21 protein-coding genes are annotated in these 23,277 nt (G+C 44.9%); 14 read left to right on the top strand and 7 right to left on the bottom strand.

Going from position 1 to position 23,277, the window contains the following annotated elements:
• Positions 1-3 precede the first annotated feature (3 nt).
• The 4 genes from INP83_RS01600 (at position 4) to recA (ending at position 3,200) form a co-directional block, all read left to right on the top strand.
• Positions 4-588: an RNA polymerase sigma factor gene (locus INP83_RS01600; protein ID WP_146273309.1), complete on the top strand. Its 585-nt coding sequence runs from the start codon at positions 4-6 to the stop codon at positions 586-588.
• 225 nt (positions 589-813) lie between these two features.
• Positions 814-1,011, top strand: a complete 198-nt coding sequence (locus INP83_RS01605) for a hypothetical protein (RefSeq protein ID WP_219126054.1) — start codon at positions 814-816, stop codon at positions 1,009-1,011.
• Between the two features lie 216 nt (positions 1,012-1,227).
• A complete protein-coding gene (gene nth / locus INP83_RS01610) occupies positions 1,228-1,989 on the top strand; it encodes an endonuclease III (RefSeq protein WP_219126055.1) in 762 nt (253 codons plus the stop codon).
• A gap of 203 nt (positions 1,990-2,192) precedes the next feature.
• Positions 2,193-3,200 carry a recombinase RecA gene (recA, locus tag INP83_RS01615; RefSeq protein WP_146273312.1) on the top strand — a complete coding sequence of 336 codons (1,008 nt, stop codon included), beginning with the start codon at positions 2,193-2,195 and terminating at the stop codon, positions 3,198-3,200.
• Between the two features lie 185 nt (positions 3,201-3,385).
• Here the strand turns inward: recA and INP83_RS01620 are convergent, their stop codons facing one another.
• Complete coding sequence (locus tag INP83_RS01620; protein WP_146273313.1) at positions 3,386-4,243, bottom strand: transglutaminase-like domain-containing protein; 858 nt, start codon at positions 4,241-4,243, stop codon at positions 3,386-3,388.
• Between the two features lie 44 nt (positions 4,244-4,287).
• Between INP83_RS01620 and INP83_RS01625 the strand changes: the two genes are divergently transcribed.
• Positions 4,288-5,073 (top strand): O-methyltransferase, encoded by a 786-nt coding sequence (locus INP83_RS01625; RefSeq protein WP_146273314.1) that lies wholly within the window; start codon positions 4,288-4,290, stop codon positions 5,071-5,073.
• On the opposite strand, the gene INP83_RS01630 is transcribed toward INP83_RS01625, so the two are convergent.
• Complete coding sequence (locus tag INP83_RS01630) at positions 5,070-5,624, bottom strand: dihydrofolate reductase family protein (RefSeq protein ID WP_219126056.1); 555 nt, start codon at positions 5,622-5,624, stop codon at positions 5,070-5,072. The genes INP83_RS01625 and INP83_RS01630 overlap by 4 nt on opposite strands.
• Positions 5,625-5,652: 28 nt before the next feature.
• Complete coding sequence (locus INP83_RS01635) at positions 5,653-6,219, bottom strand: dihydrofolate reductase family protein (RefSeq protein ID WP_219126057.1); 567 nt, start codon at positions 6,217-6,219, stop codon at positions 5,653-5,655.
• Between the two features lie 147 nt (positions 6,220-6,366).
• Between INP83_RS01635 and INP83_RS01640 the strand changes: the two genes are divergently transcribed.
• Positions 6,367-7,347 (top strand): GlxA family transcriptional regulator, encoded by a 981-nt coding sequence (locus INP83_RS01640; RefSeq protein WP_146273317.1) that lies wholly within the window; start codon positions 6,367-6,369, stop codon positions 7,345-7,347.
• Between the two features lie 6 nt (positions 7,348-7,353).
• Here INP83_RS01640 and INP83_RS01645 read toward each other — a convergent pair whose 3' ends face one another.
• Positions 7,354-8,334 (bottom strand): SDR family NAD(P)-dependent oxidoreductase, encoded by a 981-nt coding sequence (locus INP83_RS01645; RefSeq protein WP_219126058.1) that lies wholly within the window; start codon positions 8,332-8,334, stop codon positions 7,354-7,356.
• Between the two features lie 176 nt (positions 8,335-8,510).
• Here INP83_RS01645 and INP83_RS01650 point away from each other — a divergent pair, with 176 nt between their 5' ends.
• Genes INP83_RS01650 through INP83_RS01660 form a run of 3 tightly spaced genes read left to right on the top strand, consistent with a single transcriptional unit; the run spans position 8,511 to position 12,074 of the window.
• Positions 8,511-9,692 (top strand): formimidoylglutamase, encoded by a 1,182-nt coding sequence (locus INP83_RS01650; protein WP_219126059.1) that lies wholly within the window; start codon positions 8,511-8,513, stop codon positions 9,690-9,692.
• A 48-nt stretch (positions 9,693-9,740) separates the two neighbouring features.
• Complete coding sequence (locus INP83_RS01655; RefSeq protein WP_219126060.1) at positions 9,741-10,913, top strand: TlpA disulfide reductase family protein; 1,173 nt, start codon at positions 9,741-9,743, stop codon at positions 10,911-10,913.
• 45 nt (positions 10,914-10,958) lie between these two features.
• Complete coding sequence (locus INP83_RS01660) at positions 10,959-12,074, top strand: TlpA disulfide reductase family protein (RefSeq protein ID WP_219126061.1); 1,116 nt, start codon at positions 10,959-10,961, stop codon at positions 12,072-12,074.
• Between the two features lie 170 nt (positions 12,075-12,244).
• On the opposite strand, the gene purD is transcribed toward INP83_RS01660, so the two are convergent.
• On the bottom strand, positions 12,245-13,519 hold the full coding sequence (purD, locus tag INP83_RS01665) for a phosphoribosylamine--glycine ligase (protein WP_219126062.1): 1,275 nt from the start codon (positions 13,517-13,519) through the stop codon (positions 12,245-12,247).
• A 193-nt stretch (positions 13,520-13,712) separates the two neighbouring features.
• On the opposite strand from purD, the gene secA reads away from it, so the two are divergent.
• The 5 genes from secA (at position 13,713) to INP83_RS01690 (ending at position 21,195) form a co-directional block, all read left to right on the top strand.
• Positions 13,713-17,021 carry a preprotein translocase subunit SecA gene (secA, locus tag INP83_RS01670; protein WP_219126063.1) on the top strand — a complete coding sequence of 1,103 codons (3,309 nt, stop codon included), beginning with the start codon at positions 13,713-13,715 and terminating at the stop codon, positions 17,019-17,021.
• A gap of 158 nt (positions 17,022-17,179) precedes the next feature.
• Positions 17,180-17,647, top strand: a complete 468-nt coding sequence (locus INP83_RS01675) for an SPOR domain-containing protein (RefSeq protein WP_219126064.1) — start codon at positions 17,180-17,182, stop codon at positions 17,645-17,647.
• On the top strand, positions 17,640-18,824 hold the full coding sequence (locus INP83_RS01680) for a M20 family metallopeptidase (protein ID WP_146273368.1): 1,185 nt from the start codon (positions 17,640-17,642) through the stop codon (positions 18,822-18,824). The genes INP83_RS01675 and INP83_RS01680 overlap by 8 nt, the downstream gene beginning before the upstream one ends.
• Positions 18,825-18,885: 61 nt before the next feature.
• Complete coding sequence (locus INP83_RS01685) at positions 18,886-19,839, top strand: hypothetical protein (protein ID WP_219126065.1); 954 nt, start codon at positions 18,886-18,888, stop codon at positions 19,837-19,839.
• Between the two features lie 141 nt (positions 19,840-19,980).
• Entirely contained in the window at positions 19,981-21,195 is a 1,215-nt protein-coding gene (locus INP83_RS01690; RefSeq protein WP_219126066.1) for an MFS transporter, read from the top strand.
• Positions 21,196-21,358: 163 nt separating this feature from the next.
• Here INP83_RS01690 and INP83_RS01695 read toward each other — a convergent pair whose 3' ends face one another.
• Together INP83_RS01695 and asnS are read right to left on the bottom strand one after the other, a co-directional pair.
• A complete protein-coding gene (locus tag INP83_RS01695; protein ID WP_255563230.1) occupies positions 21,359-21,625 on the bottom strand; it encodes a hypothetical protein in 267 nt (88 codons plus the stop codon).
• 97 nt (positions 21,626-21,722) lie between these two features.
• Positions 21,723-23,159 (bottom strand): asparagine--tRNA ligase, encoded by a 1,437-nt coding sequence (asnS, locus tag INP83_RS01700; protein WP_219126067.1) that lies wholly within the window; start codon positions 23,157-23,159, stop codon positions 21,723-21,725.
• Positions 23,160-23,277: the final 118 nt, after the last annotated feature.

Below are 23,277 nucleotides of genomic sequence, written 5' to 3' on the forward strand. Positions count from 1 at the left end.
TCTATGGATTTTCAATTGAAAAGTGATCAGGATCTAATCCATCTCTATATTGGCGGCGAAGAAGCAGGGCTTGTTGAGTTGATACGCCGTTACCAGGCCAAAATTTACACTTCTATTTACTTACTGGTTAAAGACGAGGCGCTTGCCGAGGATATCTTCCAGGATACTTTTATCAAAGTAATTAACACCCTAAAGGCCGGCAAATACAACGAGGAAGGTAAGTTTTTACCGTGGGTTACCCGTATAGGCCATAACCTGGTTATTGACCATTTCCGCCGTGAAAAACGTGCGCCGATGGTTAGCGGCGGCGACGACTTTGACATCTTTGAAGTGCTTGGCCACTATGACGAAAGCGCCGAAGACCGCATGGTTCGCGAGCAAACTCACAAAGATCTTAAAGCTTTGATACAACTTTTACCTGCTGAGCAAAAGGAGGTTTTAATTATGCGCCACTTTGGTGATATGAGCTTTAAAGAAATAGCCGATGTTACTGATGTGAGCATCAATACCGCCCTTGGCCGTATGCGCTACGCCTTAAATAACCTGCGTAAAATGATGCAGAATAAAGAACTGAGCTTAAAAAATTAGGTTGTTAACGACAGGTTGGTTCGCTTTTCGTTAAACTAAAATATTTTATAAAATAAAAGCCTCCGGTATATAATATATCGGGGGCTTTTTAGTTTAATGGATGTTAGTTTAAACGATTTTGGAGAGGCAAAAATCAACATGAAAAAAATTTCATTTAATTTTCATCTTTCTAAAATATTAGTGAAAAACTATCGTTAATTTTATAATTATAAACTTAAAAAGCTTATGGGTGAAACCTTTACATCAACACTTAATGCGTTCACTAATAAAGCACAGGTGAAAGAATCTGATCTACATGAAAATTTAGAAGCGGACGATGTGATATTTTATCACTCCATCCGGGCGGAACTTGATCTTCTGAAGAAAAAGCCGAATCCGCAGACCATTCATCAGATACTTGATTATTCAAAAAGCCTGCGTTAATTAGTACGCAAACCACGTAACTGGTTCATAGTTCAAAACACGGATAGCGATATCTTACTTTTGAGGTATGAACCTTTCTATTTTATATAGGGTTCATTTGTTCACAGGTTCATTAGTTTATTGGTGAATAGTTTGATAATTTTACATGCAGTTTGTTGTTCTACAAATGCTCAGTACTAATGAACAACTCAACTAATGAACCATTGAACTAACCAAATGCTCAAAAAAGAACGCTACAAGCATTTTGTAGAATATTTCTCAAAGAACCAACCCAATGCAGTTACCGAACTGCATTATAATAACCCCTATCAGCTGCTTGTTGCCGTAGTGCTATCTGCCCAGTGTACTGATAAGCGTATTAACCAAGTCACCCCTGCATTATTTGAACGTTTTCCCGATGCTTTTGCCCTGGCTGCTTCTGATGCTGATGAGATATTTAATTATATCCGCAGCGTAAGCTACCCTAATAATAAGGCAAAGCACCTGGCCGGCTTGGGCAAAATGCTGGTAGAAAAATTCGACGGCGAAGTGCCATCAGGTATGGCCGACTTGCAGCAGTTGCCCGGCGTTGGCCGCAAAACAGCTAATGTGATCACCTCGGTTGTGTTTGATGCGCCGGCCATTGCGGTAGATACGCACGTTTTTAGGGTGGCCAACCGCATTGGCTTAACCAACAGGGCTACAACGCCATTGGCCGTTGAAAAACAACTGGTTGAGAATCTGCCGCAAAACACCTTATCCATTGCGCATCATTGGCTGATATTGCATGGCAGATACATCTGCGTAGCCCGGACACCCAAATGTGACATATGTCCGCTTACTTGGTTCTGCAAGTACTACGAACAGCACAATACAGAAAAAGCGCTTCTTAAAGCAGAAGCTGCACGGATAAAAAAGGCAGAAGCTGCTAAAAAGAAACGCACGCTCAACAGCATCAGCAAGGAGTTGAAGAAACGTAGTGTTGATAAGAATAGTTGATGGATTAGGGATGGTTGGGTAAGTTTACCCAACCAATATGTCATTGCGAGCTATAGCGCGGCAATCTCATCGCATGCAAACAAACGCGAAGAGATTGCCGCGTCGCTCCGCTCCTCGCAATGACAATAAACCAATAAAAAATATTTACTAAAAAAATTAGCATTTAATAAAACTTTATTATATTTGTTTCACATTAGATTAAGATGAGCAACACAGATAAATTGAAAGCATTACAGCTTACGCTTGATAAGCTGGAAAAATCATATGGTAAAGGTACCATTATGAAACTGGGCGATTCGGTTATTGAACAAACCGAAACCATTTCTACCGGTTCATTGGGCCTTGATATTGCCTTAGGTGTTAATGGTTTGCCAAAAGGCAGGGTCATCGAGATCTATGGCCCGGAATCATCTGGTAAAACCACGTTGGCTATCCATGCCATTGCAGAGTCGCAAAAGAAAGGCGGCATTGCTGCTTTTATCGATGCGGAGCACGCTTTCGACCGTTTCTACGCTAAAAAGTTAGGTGTTGATGTAGAGAACCTATTGATCTCTCAGCCGGATAACGGGGAGCAGGCTTTGGAAATTGCCGACAACCTGATCCGTTCAGGAGCTATTGATATCCTGGTTATCGACTCTGTTGCTGCCCTTGTACCAAAGGCAGAGATAGAAGGCGAAATGGGCGATTCTAAAATGGGTTTGCACGCACGTTTAATGTCGCAGGCATTGCGTAAGCTTACCGGTACCATCAGCAAAACCGGATGTTGCTGTATCTTTATTAACCAGTTGCGCGATAAGATCGGTGTAATGTTTGGTAACCCTGAAACAACTACCGGTGGTAATGCACTAAAATTCTACGCTTCGGTACGTTTGGATGTTCGCCGTATATCGCAAATTAAAGATACCGACGAAGTGTCTGGTAACCGCGTTAAGGTGAAGATCGTTAAAAATAAAGTAGCACCTCCATTCCGTGTCGCAGAGTTCGATATCATGTTTGGCGAGGGTATCTCTAAAGCCGGCGAGATCATTGACCTGGGTGTTGAATACAACATCATCAAGAAAGCAGGCTCATGGTTCAGCTATGGCGAAACCCGCCTGGGCCAGGGCCGCGATGCAGTTAAACAGCTGATAATGGACAACCCCGAACTTGCGGACGAACTTGAAGCAAAAATAAAAGCTACCGTAACCGGTGATTCATTGGTTGAGGAATAAGCCCTCGCCGGCGTGACATGGTTAGCTTATCAAACCATTATCGCACGCACAGGTCTTCGACAAGCTCAGACTGACAATATTGTTTTGTCATGGTGAGCCGGTCGAACCATAAACGAGCCATTACTTTAAATCTTTTAATAGATGGGCCTCTCCTAACGGAGAGGCTTTTTTGTTTTTGAATGGAATTATTCTAATATCTGCAGCAACTCGTTCAGCTCATCAACCTTTTCTGATGACCCTAAATGCTCATAAGCGCTGATGAGGTTACGGATAACGCGCTTAATGATGTCAGTATTAGAGCATGGCTCATAAAATTGTTTATCATATTGCAGGTTCAACTGCTTTAAAAACATATCTACATCCCTGCGGCCAAACACCATCCCTTTATTAAAGGCATTGATGTAAAAAAGTATGCCACCGTCAAATTCGCTCTCGCGGCTTTCATCAAGATAAGCCAATATGAAATGCTGCGGAAGATTTACGCCATAAACCGGAATATCCAGCTTTTGAGCAATAATAGAATAAATAATAGCTAAAGATATTTGATTGCCCTTTTTGGTTTCTAATACCTGGCTGATGTAACTATTCTGCGGATCGCGGTGATTTGTTGTATTACCGCTAAACCCATGGATGCTGTAAAGGATATGATTGATCAGTTTTATCTGTTCTACCGGGCTGCCTTCGTTGCTCATCTGTATCCATATATCCCGCTTAATAGCTTCTATCTGGTTAATAACCTTCTGTTCGTCCAGATCAGGGTATTGATAACGGTTAATAATAAGGATTCCCTGCAGCAAGTCAAAGGCGCCACCTTGATACCATAGCTCAAGATCTTTCTTTAAAGAAGTAAATTGTATCTCGTGCACCAGGTTGGCAATACGCTCCTGCAGTACGGGGTCAAACGCCTCGCCAAAGGCGTTTTCTAAATATTCTATCGCTTCGGCACCATATGAGAACAACTTTTTTTGAACATGCTCGTATACCTCTGCATCGGGGTCATCAAGCAGGCTGATAAGAGATCGTATTTCAATAGGATCAATCATACTGTGTATACTAAAATAATAAACGTTTTCATACTTTTACGGCTATGTCCAATATAACGATTGCAAGGGATTTTCTGTTGCACCGCTTCACGTCAAAAAACCGTCATGGTTTGCACTCTCCCTTCATTTACAAGTTGGTGGACGAGGTTATTTACGATAAAACAGACAAACCTGCATACTTTACTATTGAACAGGAACGCGACAAACTACTTATTAATGACAACTATATAACCGTTACCGATTTGGGTGCCGGCTCACATGTAAACAACAATAAGCAGAAAAAAGTTAGCGACATTACCATAAATGCGCTTAAACCGCCACGTTTGGCTAAGTTATTATATCGCCTGGCAGCATTTGTAAAGCCAAAAAATATCATTGAATTAGGCACTTGTTTAGGTATAACCACGCTGTACCTGAAAGCGGCGGCACCAACCGCACGGGTATACACGCTTGAAGGCTGCCCGCAAACGGCAGGTGTAGCTAAAAACGTATTTGCTGAAGCCGGCGTTAATGATATCAACGTGATCACCGGGAATTTTGACGATACGCTTCCGGGTGTGTTAAACGGTGAGCCCACGCTTGATTTTGTTTATATCGACGGCAACCATCAATATGATGCCACTATCAGGTATTTTAACTGGTGCCTGCCCAAAGTGCATGAAGGCAGCATGTTAATATTTGATGACATTTACTGGAGCAATGGCATGAAAAAAGCCTGGGCGGAGATCAAAAATCACCCAAGCGTAACAGCAACTGTTGATATGTTCTGGATAGGATTGGTATTCTTTAATCCCGGGCAGGCAAAAGAACATTTTAAGATCCGTTTTTAAACAGACCGATAGCACATCAGCACTACCCCATTCTGAAACCTTTTTGAATACGATAAACGTATGTTTGGAGCCGTGATAAAACTTCCGAACAAAGGCCTGCCTTTTTGTATAGCCACAGGATGCAGCCATAAGCGGTATTCGTCTATCAGGTTTAACTTGGCCAGTGTTGCTACCAATTTGCCACTGCCATAAACCAGCATTTCTTTGCCATCAGCAGCTTTTAAAGCGCTTATTTCTTTGCTTAGGTTTCGGCTGGCCAGGCGGCAATTACTCCAGCCACCGGCACGGGTAAGCGTGCGCGAGAATATAACTTTCTCATGCCTAAGCATCAGATCGCTAAAATCCGCATCAAGCCTGGGCGGGTTTACGTTTTGTGCCATACTTTGCCAGTAAGGCGCCATTGCCTCATACGTTTTGCGGCCTAATAGCAACGTATCTGCATCGGCCAGTTGCAATGTGAAAGCGCGGGCTAACTCATCATCCCAAAAATCGGTATGCCAGGCCATGTCGCCATTACTGGCGGCCATAAAGCCATTAAGCGTTAAATTCATGGATACCACAAGCCGCCGCATCATCAACTTATTTTTGTGTGGATTTATAACGCAGTACGGTAACCCCGCAATCAAACTGCCTGGCTTCTTCGAGAGTTAATGACAGTCTATCTTCAATCGAGCCGAAAATTGCCATGCCCTTGCCTATAGCCGCAGGATTAATGAACAAATGGTACTCATCTATCAGGTTATGCTTGATCAATGACGATACAAAACCTGCACCGCCGTAAACGATGATGTCTTTTCCCTCACCTGATTTAATTTTATTCACTTCCTCTGCAAGATCGCCGGTTGCTAATTCGGTAAACTCCCAGGGGCTATCGGCAAGTGTTTTAGTAAATACATGCTTAGGCGTTTCAACCATGGTGCGGGCAAAGTCGGCCATTTGAGGGTCGGCAAGCCGTTCCTTCCAAACCGGGATAAAACCTTCGGCCAGTTTACGGCCCATTATAATGGTATCTATCGAAGCAGTAAGTTCGCCTACATAGCTCTTCAACTCATCATCCCAATTCCAGGTCAGCCAGTCCATCTCACCGTTCGGCCCGGCAACAAAGCCGTCAACACTTAGCTGCATCTGCAATTTTACCTTTTTCATATTCGCTTATGTTTAATAGTACAAAGGTAAACGCACTGCCGGCATAGCATAAGGTGTAAAAAGGACTTTTTAGGGGTTGTTTACGACTTGCTATTGTTTTGCGATAATGGTAACCCTATCTTGCAATATAAACCGGCACCCACCACCATGAAACACATCTCAATACTGATAACCAACGAAGCTGTTTTGGCCAGCATTGCCGACCCGCGCATTATGTTTACGGGTGTTAACGACTTTTTAGAAGCCGCCGGCAAGCCTGCGTTATTTAATGTTCAATTGGTTGGCCTGCAAAAGGAGGTAAAATTGCATGGTGGGTTATTCTCGGTACATACGGATGCACTGATAAGTGATGTTAAGAAGACCGATCTGATCATTATCCCTGCCATATCCGGCGATATCAAAACAACGCTTAAGCATAACGAGGCGTTTTTACCCTGGATAATAGAACAGCACCATAAAGGAGCCGAAGCTGCGAGCCTTTGTATTGGCGCCTTTATGCTGGCTGCTACCGGCCTGTTGGATGGCAAGGAGTGCAGCAGTCACTGGCGCACAGCTAACGAATTCAGGGAGATGTTCCCCAAAGTTACCCTGGTTGACGACCGTATTGTTACCGAACAAAAAGGTTTATACAGCAGTGGTGGTGCAACATCATATTGGAATTTGCTTTTGTACCTGGTGGAGAAATACGCGGGACGTGATATGTCGATAATGGCGGCCAAGGTTTTTGCCCTGGAGATAGACCGTAAGAGCCAGTCGCCGTTTATTATGTTCAACGGACAAAAAACACACGAGGACGAGCCGATAAAAAAAGCACAGGAATTTATTGAGGCCAACATTGCCGAACGTATCTCTGTTGAGGACCTGGCCATGAAATATGCCATAGGCAAGCGCCACTTCGAGCGCCGTTTTAAAAAGGCCACCAACAACAGCCCTTTAGAATATATTCAGCGCGTTAAAATAGAAGCTGCAAAGAAACAACTGGAAAGCAGCCGCAAAAACGTGAATGAAGTGATGTACGATGTTGGCTATTCTGATACCAAAGCCTTCCGTGCTGTATTTAAAAAGATCACCGGTTTATCTCCTGTAGAGTATCGCAACAAATACAATACGGCAAATCAGCCTGCTTAGTGCGGGTTATTTCCCGGCCTGCGCAGTCAGTGCAGCACAAACTTCTTTGATGGTTTCGCTGATGGGCCTGAATTGATAACCTATAGCCTCTTTGATTTTGCTGGTATCAAAAACACGGGTTACCGATGCCGCCTTTGCACTGGTTTTATCAATAGCCGGGTCGCTGCCGGTTAGCGCGCCCCAAAAAGATGCGCCCCGCCAGGCTACTTCCATCATCCAGGGTTTGGCAAGTTTACTTGGCGCTTCAACATGCATGCAATTAGCTATCTCTTCAAAAAGCTGTTTATAAGCCCTGTTCTCTCCGTTAATAATATAGCGCTCGCCGCTGATGTCGCTTTCCATCAGGGCTATCATACACTTAGCAACGTCCTGCACATCTACAAAACCCATGGTTCCCTGCGTGTAATATTTGAGGCCTTTACGCACGGTCTCAAATATTTGTCCGCTACCTGCAGTGCCCGCACTGGCTCCAATTATAATGGTTGGGTTAACAATTACGGCATCCAAACCTTCGGCAATGCCGCGCCAAACTTCCATCTCACTCTCAAGTTTCGAAATAGCATAACCATCCGTTTCTGTTGTTGGGTCGAGGTGATGTTTTTCAGTGATCTGCTCACCGGCAGGCGCTTCGCCCACCGCCGCTACCGAACTGGTATGCACCACCCGGATGCCGCGGTCATTACAAAGGTCAACCATGTTGGCCGTGCCGGTAACATTTGTGCGGATCATGGCATCCTTATCAGCCGCCTTCAGCGACACAAACGCAGCGCAATTGTATACATGTGTAACGCCTTCAAGGGCCTCCTCAAGTGCATCTGCATCCATCAGATCGGCAGTTACCCATTCTATCTTATCGCTGTAAGGTTGCAACAGCGCCGGCAAATTTGATGAAGCCCTTTTACTGCACCTGATATGGTTACCTCGAAGCACCAACTCCTTTGCAACTTCTGCACCTAAAAAACCTGTTGCCCCGGTTACAAGTATCATGTTATATTTTGAAGATTTAAAAATGAGCCGATTTGAAAATGTAAAGGTGCACAAAAGTAGAGTAAATGTGCGGATATGAGTATGGGCATAAGTGCAAATTGAAAAACGAATGATGGTTCAACATCAACCAAAATCTGCATATTTGCATATCTGCACACCTGCACATCCAAAACAATATGTCCTTAGCTGATTTTTTTTCACCCATCGATATTAAAAAGATAATGCCTAAGAACGGTTATTTCACCAGCCAGTTGGGTAGTAAGATAGAGCACTACTCTGTTGATTTCCCATCGATGGAAGATAAGGTTGATATTGCAATTATTGGTGTGCTTGATGATCGTAACGCTATAAATAACCCGGGTTGCGCCCTCGCACCCGATTATGTGCGCGAGAAACTTTACCAGCTTCATGAGGGGAGCTATAATACCAAAATAGTAGACCTCGGCAATATCACCCGCGGCGAAACTGTGGTTGATACCTACTACGCCTTAAAGACCGTGATTGAGGAGTTGATGAAAAAAGATATTGTTCCCGTGATCATTGGCGGCGGGCAAGATCTTACCTACGCGCAATACCTGGGCTACGAGCATCTTGAACAAAAAGTTGACCTGCTGGTAGTAGATTCTCAGTTCGACCTGGAGGATGACGCCCATCCGGAAACCATAGAGGCCACATCTGCTTCTTACCTCAGCAAAATATTCCTGCACGAACCTAACTATTTGTTCAATTACAGCAACATGGGTTATCAAACCTATTTTGCCAGCCAGGATAGTTTGCGGGTAATGGATAAACTTTATTTTGATGTACACCGCCTTGGCGAGTTAACCCAAAATATTGCGGTAGCAGAACCCATTATACGCAATGCAAACATGCTAAGCTTTGATGTAAGCGCTATACGCTCATCTGATGCTGCGGCCAATGCGAATGCCAAACCTAACGGTTTTTACGGCGAGGAAGCATGCCAGATCTGCAGGTATGCCGGCTTTAGCGATAAACTAAGTTCGATCGGCTTTTACGAATTTAATCCTGCTTACGATACCAACGGTCAAACAGCCATGTTACTGTCGCAGATGGTGTGGTATTTTATCGATGGCTTTTATAACCGCAAAAAGGATTTCCCGCTTAACCCTAAATCGCAATACCTCATCTACAAAACAAGCTTAAAGCATGATGACCACGAACTGGTATTTGTGAAAAGCAAAAAAAGCGACCGCTGGTGGATGCAGGTACCATACCCTACAGGTGGCTCTAAAAACGAGCGTTTCCATCTGGTGCCCTGCCGTTATGAAGACTACCGCACGGCCACATCCGGCGAGATGCCCGATCTTTGGTGGCGCACCTATCAAAAGTTAAATTAAACGGCAATTAACCAGCCTTTTACACGTTATTAATACTTTAGTAAATTAATGAAAAAACTATTGTTCCCCGTCCTGGCATTGCTGCCTGTACTTTCTTTCGCCCAAACCGCAAAAGATTTCTCTATAAAAGGCAAGGTTGCCAATGCCACTACGCCAACCAAAGTTTACCTGGTTTACAACGTAGGATCAAACAACGTTACCGATTCATCAACCGTAATTAACGGCGATTTCACCTTTAAAGGCGCTGTTGCAGAACCTGTTACCGCCACCCTGTTTTTAGACAGAAAGAATCTCGGCTTCGGCAAATACGTTGATATCAATTTCCCGGACGGTCGCCCATCTACCTCCGCAGATGGCCTGGCGTTTTTCCTGGAGCAGGGCAACATGAATATCGCCATCAAAGACTCAGTTGCCAAAGCTGATATTACCGGCTCACAGCTCAATGTAGACAATAAAACCCTAAAGGCACAACTACAAACAATTACCGATAAAGCCCGCGCGCTTACTACGGAAGCAAAAAAGGCTTCACCCGAACAACAACGCTCGCCGGCCTTTCAAAACGCCATGCAGGTTAAATACAAAGCCTTGCAGGCCGAACAAAAAGGTATACTTAAAAATTTTATAACCACTCATCCTGACAGCTATTTAAGCTTGCTGGCGTTATCCAGTTATGGTGGCCCTTCACCGGATGTAAATGACCTGGAACCGCTGTACAACGGTCTTTCTGATAAATTGAAAGTTTCTGACGGCGGTCGTGCAATGAAAGCCGGGCTGGATGGCCTTAAGGTTACCGCCATTGGCGCAACAGCGCCGGATTTCACACAAAATGATGTGAACGGCAAACCTGTAAGCCTGTCATCTTTTAAAGGGAAATACGTGCTGCTTGATTTCTGGGCATCTTGGTGTCCTCCGTGCCGCCAGGAAAACCCTAACGTGGTTAAGCTTTATAATAAATACAAAGGCAAAAACTTCACTGTGCTGGGCGTATCGCTCGATAAAAATACAGGCAGGGCAGATTGGCTGGCAGCTATTAAAAATGATGGCCTAACCTGGACACAGGTATCAGACCTGCAATACTGGAACAACCTGGCCGCAAAGCTTTATAACGTGCAGTCTATCCCGGCGAACTTCCTGATAGACCCGCAAGGCAAGATCGTAGCCAGGGACCTACGGGGCGATGACCTGGATGCCGCTTTAGAGAAATATCTTGGCAAGATTTGATTTATGCGGTTTTAGCCGCATATTGCAGTCCTAACTTTACTAACAATGAAAAAACTACTTTTAAGTGCAGTTGCCATATTACCTGCCCTTGCTTTTGCCCAAACCGGCAAATTTACTATACAGGGTAAATTGAGTAAAATAAACGCCCCGGCTAAAGCATATCTGCAATACCGCAAAGATGGCAAGATAGCCATTGACTCTACGATTGTTAATAACGGCCAGTTTACCTTTACAGGTGATGCTGGTGCGGTACCAATGAGCGGGTATCTTATCCTTAACCAAAAGGGGGATGGCATGCGTAAATCCAAAGATTATCATCCAATCTTCGTTGAAGCAGGTACCATTACGGTTACGTCGCCGGATACATTGGCTAATGCATTGATAACCGGTACAAAAACTAACAAAGAGAGTGCAGAGTTACAAGCTTCTCTGAAACCTGTTAACGATGCATACACGGCTCTTGAGGAAAAGCAAAAAAATGCAACTACCGATGCGCAAAAAGAAGCTGTAACCAAAGAGGAAAAGGCGATTGAAAAGCAGGAATCTGCCATCAACAAAAAATTCATTAAAACGCATCCTGACTCTTACCTTGCCTTAAGTGCATTGCAATCTTATGCTTACAGTGCAGACTACCCTGAGCTTGCAGAATTATACGGTGGCTTGTCTCCGGCATTAAAAGCTACCGAAAGCGGCAAACAATTTGGAGAGCTATTGCCAAAATTGAAAAACGTTGCACTTGGTGCTACAGCGCCTGAGTTTGCCGAGGCTGATACAGCAGGCAAAACAGTTGCTTTATCATCATTCCGCGGAAAGTATTTATTGGTTGATTTCTGGGCATCATGGTGCGGCCCATGCCGTCACGAAAATCCTAATGTGGTTAAAGCCTTCAATAAATATAAAGGCAAAAACTTTACCATCTTAGGTGTATCGTTAGACAGGCCTGATGCTAAAGCTGCTTGGTTGGGTGCTATCCACAAAGATGGTTTGACCTGGACACAGGTATCAGACCTGCAATTCTGGAAAAGTAAAACTGCAGATCTGTATGCAGTGCGTGCCATTCCGCAAAACTTCCTGATCGATCCTAACGGTAAGATCATCGCTAAAAACCTTACCGGCCAGGACCTGGAAAATAAACTGGCAGAGATATTCGGTAAGATATAGTCTTTAGTCGGAAAGTCCGAAAAGACAGAAGTCCGAAAGTAGAAGCTTATCAGCTGAAACTTTCGGACTTTTTCTTTTGATTTCATCTTACGGACTTTCCGTCGTTTCGACTTCCGGTCTATTGTTATTCGTCTTCCGTACTTTCAGACATCCGACTTCCGGACTTAAAACTAAAGCAGATCAAAACCGATGTCTTTCCTGAAATAAACGCCATCGTAATAGATACGTGCAGCGTCGGCTGTGGCTTGTTGCAGCGCATTAAACATATCATCCTGCAAGCTGCTTACGGCTAACACACGTCCGCCGGTTGCCTGTACTTCATCGCCAACCTGCGTGGTGCCGGCATGGAAAACATGCGAGTCGCGAACGTTCTCAATACCTGCTATGGCTTTATTTTTCAGATATTCGCCAGGATAACCACCAGCTACGCAAACTACCGTAGCAGCAGTTTTGGGAGAAATGATCAATTTCTTCTCGTGCAGGTTACCTTCGGCCACTCCTTCCAGCAGATCAACAAAGTCACTTTCAATACGCAGCATTACGCTTTCTGTTTCAGGGTCACCCATACGGCAGTTGTATTCAATAACCCATGGCTCACCGTGGGTATTCATCAGGCCGATAAAGATGAAGCCTTTATAAGGAATGCCCTCCTTTTTTAAACCTTCAATAGTTGGGATGATCACCTTCTGCTCAACCTTTTGCATAAATGCTTCGTCGGCAAATGGCACAGGGGAAATAGAACCCATGCCGCCCGTGTTAAGGCCGGTATCACCCTCTCCTATGCGTTTGTAATCTTTAGCTTCAGGTAAAATTTTGTAGCTGTTACCATCCGTCATTACAAAAACCGAAAGCTCTATGCCCTGTAAAAACTGTTCTACCACCACCTTTGAGCTGGCATCGCCAAATTTGGCTTCGGCAAGCATAGCGTTCAGTTCCTGCTTGGCTTCCTCAAGGCTTAGGCATATCAGTACACCTTTGCCTGCGGCAAGTCCGTCGGCTTTTAAAACGATGGGGAGGCCTGCAGTTGCCAGGTAATCCATGCCTTCTTGTAAAGTATCGCGGGTAAAGGTTTTTGATGCAGCGGTAGGCACACCGTTACGCTGCATAAATTCTTTAGAGAAATCCTTACTACCTTCCAACTGCGCCGCCTCTTGTTGCGGGCCAACAACAGGGATATTTTTCAACTCCTCATCAGCCAAAAAGAAATCATGAATACCTTTTACCAGCGGCTCCTCGGGGCCAACCAGCACCAGGTTAATATCATTTGCCAAAGCAAAGGCCTTAATACCTTCAAAATCTGTAACCTTAAGGTTTACATTGGTGCCGTAAGCGCCGGTGCCTGCATTGCCCGGCGCAATATACAAGTTAGTGCATTTGGGGCTTTGGGCAATCTTCCAGGCGAAGGCACTTTCCCTTCCACCCGAACCAAGGATCAGGATATTCATGCGGGCAAAGATAACATTTTGGGTAGTATCAAGTATTTAGTATCAGGTATCACGAGTTTTTATGTCAACCGGGCGTTGTACTTACTACTTGATACCTGCTACTTGATACTATTTTCTTACCTTTGCCTGTCAAAATGACTTTATAATTGCATTGGCTTAATTGTTGAGTTGGGTGCACCATATATAAATTGATATGTTAGATTTTTTCAGTAAGCTTTTTGGAAGTAAATCGGAGCGTGATGTTAAAGGGATAACGCCTATAGTTGAGAAAATAAAGGCTGCTTATGCCAAGCTTGACCAATTGAGCAACGATGACCTTCGGGCTAAAACCATAGAATTTAAAGAGACCATTGCCACCGGCCTTTCCGGCATCGATAGCGAGATAAAAGCTATTAAAGACCGTACCGAGAACGAGCCAGGTATGGATGTAAACGAGAAAGTAAACTTGTTTACCCAATTAGATAAGCTGGAAAAAGACCGTAATAAAGAGTTGGAGGAGATATTGATGAATATCCTTCCTGAAGCTTTTGCGGTGGTTAAAGAAACTGCCCGCCGTTTTAGCGGCAGCCCAACCATTGAGGTTACTGCTACAGAGTTTGACCGCCAGTTGGCTTCGCGCAAAAACAACGTTATTATAAAAGGCGATAAAGCCATACACCATAATACCTGGCTTGCTGCAGGCAATGAGGTTACCTGGAACATGGTACATTATGATGTGCAGCTGATAGGCGGTATTGTATTGCACCAGGGTAAGATTGCCGAGATGGCAACGGGTGAGGGTAAAACATTAGTAGCTACCTTGCCTGCATACCTTAACGCATTGGCCGGCCAGGGTGTACATATTGTAACCGTGAACGATTACCTTGCCCGCCGTGATAGCGAGTGGATGGGCCCGTTGTACGAATTCCACGGTTTATCTGTTGATTGTATTGATAAACACGAGCCAAATTCTGAAGAGCGCCGCCAGGCTTATTTGTCCGACATTACTTTTGGTACCAACAACGAGTTTGGTTTCGACTACCTGCGTGACAACATGACACGTAGCCCTGAAGAATTAGTACAGCGCAAGCTGCATTATGCCATGGTGGATGAGGTTGACTCCGTATTGGTGGATGATGCCCGTACCCCATTGATCATCTCCGGCCCTATCCCGCGTGGTGACGAGCATGAGTTTTATGAACTGAAACCACGCATAGAGCGTTTGGTTAACGCTCAGAAAGCTTACGTAAATACCGTATTAAACGAAGCTAAAAAAGCTATTAACGACGGCAAGACGGGCGTTGATGATGGTGGTTTAGCTTTGATACGTGCACACCGTGCGTTGCCTAAGAACAAAGCTTTAATTAAATTCCTGAGTGAGGGTGCTAACCGTACCGTGCTCCAAAAAACTGAGAACTACTACATGCAGGATCAGGGCAAGGAAATGCCTAAGGTTGATTCTGAATTGTTCTTTATCATCGATGAGAAAAGCAATTCGGTAGAGTTATCAGAAAAAGGTATCGAGTTGATCACCGCATCAGGCGAGGATCCAAACTTCTTTGTGATGCCGGATGTGGGTACAGAGATAGCCAAGATCGAAAAATCAGACCTGCCAGCCGACGAAAAACTGGCAAGGAAAGATGAACTGATGCGCGATTTCTCCATCAAATCAGAACGTATCCACTCTGTTAACCAATTGCTTAAAGCTTATACTTTATTTGAAAAAGATACCGAGTATATTCTTGATGATGGCAAGGTTAAGATAGTTGACGAGCAAACAGGCCGTGTATTGGATGGCCGCCGTTATTCTGATGGTTTGCACCAGGCTATTGAGGCTAAAGAGAACGTTAAGGTTGAGGATGCTACCCAAACATTTGCTACCGTTACCCTGCAAAACTACTTTAGGATGTACCACAAACTTTGTGGTATGACCGGTACTGCAGTTACTGAAGCAGGCGAGTTATGGCAGATCTATAAACTGGATGTGGTAGAGATACCAACCAATACCCCAACTGCCCGCGAAGACAGGCAAGACCTTGTTTACCGTACCGTACGTGAGAAATACAATGCGGTTGCTGCCGAGATAGAAGAATTGACCAAGGCCGGCAGACCGGTGTTGGTGGGTACTACATCGGTAGAGATTTCAGAATTATTGAGCCGCATGCTTAAACTGCGCGGCATTAAACACAACGTACTGAACGCTAAACTTCACCAGAAAGAGGCAGACATTGTTGCCGAAGCTGGTAAAGCCGGCACGGTAACCATTGCTACCAACATGGCGGGCCGTGGTACCGATATTAAATTGGGCACAGGTGTCAAAGAGGCCGGCGGTTTAGCCATCATCGGTACTGAGCGCCATGAGTCGCGCCGTGTTGACAGGCAATTGCGCGGTCGTGCTGGTCGCCAGGGTGATACCGGTTCTTCGCAGTTCTTTGTATCGCTTGAGGATAACCTGATGCGTTTATTTGGTTCGGAGCGTATATCTAACCTGATGGTGCGTATGGGTATTGAGGAAGGTGAAGTGATCCAACACTCCATGATCTCAAAATCTATTGAGCGTGCACAGAAGAAAGTAGAAGAAAACAACTTCGGTATCCGTAAGCGTTTGCTTGAGTATGACGACGTGATGAACTCACAGCGTACAGTTATCTACGCAAAACGTAAGAACGCACTGTTTGGTGATCGTTTGGACGTAGATATCAGCAACACCATTTTCGATGTTATTGAGGATATCGTAACCGAATATAAAGAGAGCAACAATTTTGAAGGCTTCCAGTTAGAGATCATCCGTATCTTCTCTGTTGATACCGAGATCACTGCCGAAGAGTTTGCTAACACCCCGCTGCCAAAGCTGGTTGATAGCACCTTTATTGAGGTAAGCGAATTTTACAAACGTAAAGCCGAAGCCGTAGCGCAGCAAGCTTACCCTGTTATAAAAGATGTTTACGATACCCGCGGCCAGTATGTAGAGAACATTGTTGTTCCGTTTACCGATGGTGTACATGGCATGCAGGTAGCTGTACCGTTGAAAAAAGCGGTAGAGAATCACGGCCAGGAAGTATTTAAATCTTTTGAGAAAAACGTAACCCTTTCATTGATAGACGATGCCTGGAAAGAGCACCTGCGTGAGATGGATGAGTTGAAACAATCGGTACAAAACGCCGTTTACGAACAAAAGGATCCGCTTTTGGTGTACAAGTTTGAAGCATTCGAACTTTTCCGCCAGATGCTTGCCAGCGTGAACAAAGAGTTGATGAGCTTCCTGTTCAGAGGTGGTATTGCCGTACAGCAGGCACCAGAACAAGTGCGCGAAGCAGCACCGGCCCCTAAAACAGATATGCGCCAGATGCGTACCTCAAAACCGGAGATGGTAGACCAAAGCGGTTTACCGGTTGAGGAGATGCAGCAGGAGATACAAAAGCCCAGCCCGGTAAAGGTTGAGCAAAAAATTGGCAGGAACGATCCTTGCCCGTGCGGAAGCGGCAAAAAATTCAAAAATTGCCACGGTATAGGGCAGAATTAAGAGCCTCACCCAAACCCTCTCCTGAAGGAGAGGGCTAAATAAATAAAAACCACGCGTCATTGCGAGGAACGAAGCAATCTCTACACAGGCAAGTCTGCCCTGTATAGTTCGGAGATTGCTTCGTTCCTTGCAATGACGGTTAAAGGAATAATATAACTATGAAGAAAGCAATATTTGATCATAAAGCTATTCTGGCAGGTATCAAATATTGCTTTTTGCTTTTACTGCTTTCTGCATCGGTAAAAAGCTTTGGGCAAACCAGGGGAAAGGTACAGGTTGTAGCACCTCCGTTATTTGATACCCTGCTTGCCAAACGCGCTGCGCTTAATAGCGGCAAGGCAGGCGGTTCTCCGCGATATTCGTCGTCTTACGGCTATCGTGTGCAGATCTACAGCGGCACTAACCGTTCTGCTGCATTTAATGCCCAGGCAAAATGCAATAAAGAATTTCCTGAGCTGCGTACTTACATTGTTTACCGCGAACCAAACTTTAAGATCCGCGCAGGTGATTTCCGTACGCGGATAGAAGCCGAACGCTTTAAGCAACAGCTATCGGCCTATTTTACTTCGCTATTTATCATATCGGAGAAGATAAACCCACCCAAAATAACTACCAGTGATGATTAAAGAGAAGATACAGCAATTAGCTAAAGAGATATTTGATGATGTTGTTGCTAACCGCAGGCACTTACACGCCCACCCGGAGCTGTCTTTCCACGAAGTGGAAACTTCTGTTTTTGTAGCCCGCAAGCTGGAAGAACTGGGTATCGAATATCATAAAATGGCTGATACGGGTTTGGTTGCTCTTATAAAAGGCGATAAGCCCGGAGATAAGGTAGTTGCCCTGCGTGCAGATATGGATGCACTGCCAATTTTAGAGGCCAACGATGTTTCCTACAGATCGCAAAACGAGGGCGTAATGCACGCTTGTGGTCATGATGTACATACGTCGTCACTGTTAGGTGTAGCCAAAATACTTACGGAGATCAAAAGCGAATTTGGCGGCACGGTAAAATTCATCTTTCAACCTGCGGAAGAAAAATTGCCGGGCGGTGCCAGCCTCATGATCAAAGAAGGTGTATTAGAAAACCCGAAGCCATCAGCCGTAATCGGTCAGCATGTTATGCCGCTGATAGATGCCGGCAAGGTGGGTTTCCGCGCGGGCAAATATATGGCCAGCACGGATGAGTTATATGTTACTGTAAAAGGCAAAGGCGGCCACGGCGCGCAGCCACAACAAAATGTTGACCCGGTGATCATCACCGCCCACATATTAACAGCCCTGCAACAGGTGATAAGCCGCTTTGCAGATCCTAAAAGCCCGTCGGTGCTATCATTTGGTAAGGTTATCGCCAACGGTGCAACCAATGTTATCCCTAACGAGGTTTATCTTGAAGGGACCTTCCGTACCATGGACGAGCAATGGCGTAATGAAGCGCATGTTAAGATGAAGAAAATGGCCGAAGGTATTGCCGAAAGCATGGGCGGCAGCTGCGATTTTAACATCATGAAGGGTTATCCTTTCCTTATTAACGAAGAAAAACTCACTGCAAAGGTACGCGGCTTTGCCGAAGATTTTTTGGGTAAAGAGAACGTGCTGGACCTGGACATATGGATGGCCGCTGAAGATTTTGCTTATTACTCGCAAGTGGCTAATTCGTGCTTTTACCGCTTAGGTACACGTAACGAGGCACGGGGTATAACCTCATCAGTACATACCCCAACCTTTGATGTTGAGGAAAGTGCGTTGGAACAGAGTGTTGGTCTGATGGCTTACATTGCTGTTAAGCAATTAGGTAATTAGTTGGTTGATTGTTCATAGTTGATAGCCAGTGGCTGCTACTGTGAACTAATATCCATAAACCATGAACAAAAAAATACTCATCGTCTTCTGCCTGATCATTGCTGCCTTTACCTCAAAGGCGCAGCAGATCCAGCGTTTTAATCCTGACACCATCCGCACCATCGTTATCGATTCTGCAGTTAACATCGTTTCTCACCGGTTGCGTGCGCAGGATTTTATTGACGCAGTAGTGAGTGACACCAGCTTTTACAGGGCTTTCCAGAATATGAAGCGGTACGCCTTTACCGCCGAGAACCGCATTTACACCTACGACAAGAAGAACAAAGTTAATGGCAAGATCTACCGTAAAATACGGCACGACTTTTTGAACGGTAAACGCCAGACCACCTATCTGATCAATCAGGATACCGGCGCCGTTAAGAAAAAGAATGGCAAATACGATTTATACACCGTAGAGATGTTTGATTACATCTTTATGAATGCTTACAATTCTGATTTTACCAGCGGTTCGGCATCTTCTGCGCCGGGCAAAGGGAAAAACGCGGGCTACAAAGCTAAGTTAAAGGCGGTGGTATTTACACCGGGCAGGCGTATATCTGGCATACCTTTTATCAGTGGTAAAACAGAGATCTTTGGGCCGGAGTTACGCCAGTATTACAACTACGAATTTGCCCGCGGTACGTACATGGACAGTATCCCTGTCTATCGCTTTAAAGTGATTAAAAAGCCCAGCACAGCTGATGATGATACCATGATCAAAGAGATGACCACCATCTTTGACATGAACACCTTCCAGATATTGGGCCGCTACATCGATATGAAGTTCAGCAACATGTTTGTTGATTTTAATGTGCAGATGAATATTGAGCTTAACCGCTTCAACGGCGAACTACTACCTACAAAAATCACTTACCAAGGAAATTGGGATATTCCGTTCCACAAAGAAGAATGCGCAAGCTTTTTAATTGTGCATAAGGACTACGCCCCACAGGCACCTAAGGCGGCAGCAAAATAATGCTTCAGCTACCTAAGTTATTATTTTCCCTTTATCACCCCAATGAAATATTAATACGATAAGGGTGCATCTCTAAGCTAAAATACCCCTGCATTAAAATTAGTTTCTAATTTTGCCGCTCTACCAAACGGAGCAAGCAAAATGAGACGCGTTACAGATAGCAACAGGAACATCAGCGCGATACTGGCATTTATCCTTATCCCTATATCGGGTTTTGCGATGGATGTTTACGTGCCATCGTTCCCGGCCATGGTGCATGACCTGGGTACATCGGTTTCTAATGTGCGCCTCACCATGACTATCTTTCTCATCAGCTACGGTTTATCGCAATTATTTGTGGGCAGCATTATAGATAGCTATGGCCGTTACAAACTGGGCCTGGCCTCGTTGGCTGCTTTTATTGTCACTAACCTGGTAATTGTAAGTACCCGCAGCATCGAGCTGATATTTGTGATGCGGGCATTGCAGGGCTTCCTCATTTCCATCATTATGGTATCTAAGCGATCCTTATTTATCGATGTGTTTGAGGGCGATAAACAAAAGCACTACACCAGCTTATTGTCGGTAGTGTGGTCGGCTGCTCCGGTTATAGCACCCTTTTTAGGTGGATATCTGCAACACGCTTTTGCCTGGCGGGCAAACTTTTACTTCCTGGCCATCTATGCCTTTGTGATGCTGTTGCTGGAACTCCGCTATAGTGGTGAGACGCTACCCCGTACAAAACCGTTCCACTTGGGCTCGATAGTAAACACATACAAAAAGATGATTACCGCACCGGATTTTGCCTACGGCATTGTTATCCTGGGCTTAAGCTACTCCATGGCGATCATCTTTGGTATGTCGGCACCCTTTTTTATTGAGAATGTGTTTCATTACTCGCCGGTAGTTACAGGTTATGCGGCTTTAAGTTCGGGTATTGCATTGCTGCTGGGCGGGATGTTGAGCAAATCCATGATAGCGCGTAATTTTATGGTGAAGCTTACTACGGCTAATTTATTGCAAGCTGCATTTGCTGTAGCCATGTTTGTTACCGCAAGCTGGTTCAGCAGCATTTATGCCATCATGTTCTTTGTGATAAGTCTGCATTTTTTAATGGGTTTTATGTACAACATCTACTTTACCTACTGCCTAACCCGCTTCCCGGAGAATGCAGGTGTTTCGGGCGGCATCACCAGCGGCGGGGGTTACATTGTAACATCTTTTTTCAGTTACCTGCTGGCCAATACACTTAACATCCATAACCAGCAAACCTTTGCCATCAGCTATATGATATTGATTGTACTGATCGGAATTATGCTTTTGTTTTTAAGAGCGTACTTGAACAAACCAAAAGCGGTAAATACTTTCAAGGAGTAGATCAGATTTTGGAGATCGGCTCGTGGGATACCGAAATAAATTCGGCATGACGGTCAGTTGTTAATTTTCTCCGCCTCAGCTTTTATCACCCCATTCCGGATGATTAATAGCCTTTTCATGTAATGCTTAACAAACAGGAAATCTGCCAACTTGCCTAACACCCCTAACGGTGATCGATAATCAAACAATCAACAAAGTACTCAGGGAACTTAAATTCCGTGATCTTTGAAGTCAGGTTCTGCCATATCCCAAAATGTTTGGCCCGCCAGGTAACGCTTTCTCCCAAACCTATCAAGCCGCTAGTACGGCCGGCAATTGCGCGTTCACCGGTATGAACAGTAGATGCGATGTGGATATCGATATCCCTGGAAATATCGAAGCAGCGCTCCACAGGCGCATTGATGATTGTTGTCAGAGTGATGACTGGCATTGATCAAAAATAAAAAACGCCGACCATAAAGGTCAGCGTTATCATAAAATCATTATTTATCAATGTAATCAACCAAGATCGGTGAAATCCACCAATATTAAAACTCAGCGTTCTTAGGGAAACGAGGGAAAGGTATCACATCGCGGATGTTACCCATGCCGGTAACAAACAGCACTAAACGCTCAAAACCCAAACCAAAGCCTGCGTGCGGGCAGCCACCAAAACGGCGGGTATCCAGGTACCACCAAAGCTCATCTTTAGGAATTCCTATCTCGTCCATGCGTTGTTCCAGTCTGTCCAAACGCTCCTCACGTTGCGAGCCACCAACTATCTCGCCGATGCCCGGGAAAAGGATATCCATAGCGGCAACGGTTTTGCCGTCGTCGTTCTGGCGCATGTAGAATGATTTGATCTCTTTTGGGTAATCCGTAAGGATAACCGGTTTTTTAAAGTGTTTCTCAACCAGGTAACGCTCATGCTCCGATTGCAGATCGGTACCCCAACCTTCAACCAGGTACTGGAATTTCTTTTTCTTGTTCGGGGTCGAATCCTTAAGGATATCGATAGCCTCGGTATAAGTTAAACGCTCGAAATCATTAGCCAGGCAGAACTGAAGTTTCTCTATCAGCGTCATTTCAGAGCGCTCGTTCTGCGGCTTCTGTTTCTCTTCCTCTAATAAACGCTGGGTTAAAAACTCAATATCATCCTTGTTCTTATCCAACGCGTAGGTGATCACATATTTCAGTAACGCTTCGGCAAGGTCGGCGTTATCTTTGGCGTCATAGAAAGCCATCTCCGGCTCTATCATCCAGAACTCGGCCAGGTGGCGGGTGGTATTTGAATTTTCGGCACGGAATGTAGGGCCAAAGGTATAAATATCGCTCATGCCCATTGCACCCAGTTCGCCCTCTAACTGGCCGGATACCGTCAGGTTAGTAGCACGACCAAAGAAATCCTGCTTGTAATCTATCTCGCCGGTCTCTGTTTTTGGCGGGTTGGCAATATCAAAGTTAGTAACGTGGAAAGTTTCGCCGGCACCCTCCGCATCAGATGCCGTGATGATAGGCGTATGCAGGTAAATAAAACCGCGTTCCTGGAAAAACTGGTGAACCGCAAATGCCAGCGTGTTACGCACACGGAACACTGCGCCAAACGTATTGGTACGGAAACGCAGGTGGGCTATCTCACGTAAAAACTCCAGGCTGTGTTTTTTAGGCTGTAAAGGATATTTCTCCGGGTCGCTGTCGCCTAAAATTTCTATGGTAGTAGCCTTAACCTCTACCGACTGGCCTTTGCCCAACGAGGCAACAAGTTTACCTGTAGCGCTAATAGCAGCGCCGGTAGTGATACGTTTAAGCAGGGCAGGGTCTGTATTCTCAAAATCAACAATAACCTGCAGGGTATTATTGGTTGAGCCATCATTTAAAGCTATGAACTGATTGTTACGGAAGGTGCGTACCCATCCTTTTACTGTTACATCAATGTCTGTCTTACCGCTCTCGAGCAGTGCTTTAATTTTTGTACGTTGGCTCATATAAAAAGTATTATCGGGCAGCAAAAATACAATTATTTGCCAAAAAAGCCCCGCTCTTCGGCCGCCTTTTAAGCAGGGCCATGAGCGGGGCTTTTCTAAGTATAAACAGGGTTACGCG

Origin of the sequence: Mucilaginibacter sp. 21P, from assembly GCF_019331605.1 — a bacterium.
Lineage (GTDB): Bacteria > Bacteroidota > Bacteroidia > Sphingobacteriales > Sphingobacteriaceae > Mucilaginibacter > Mucilaginibacter achroorhodeus.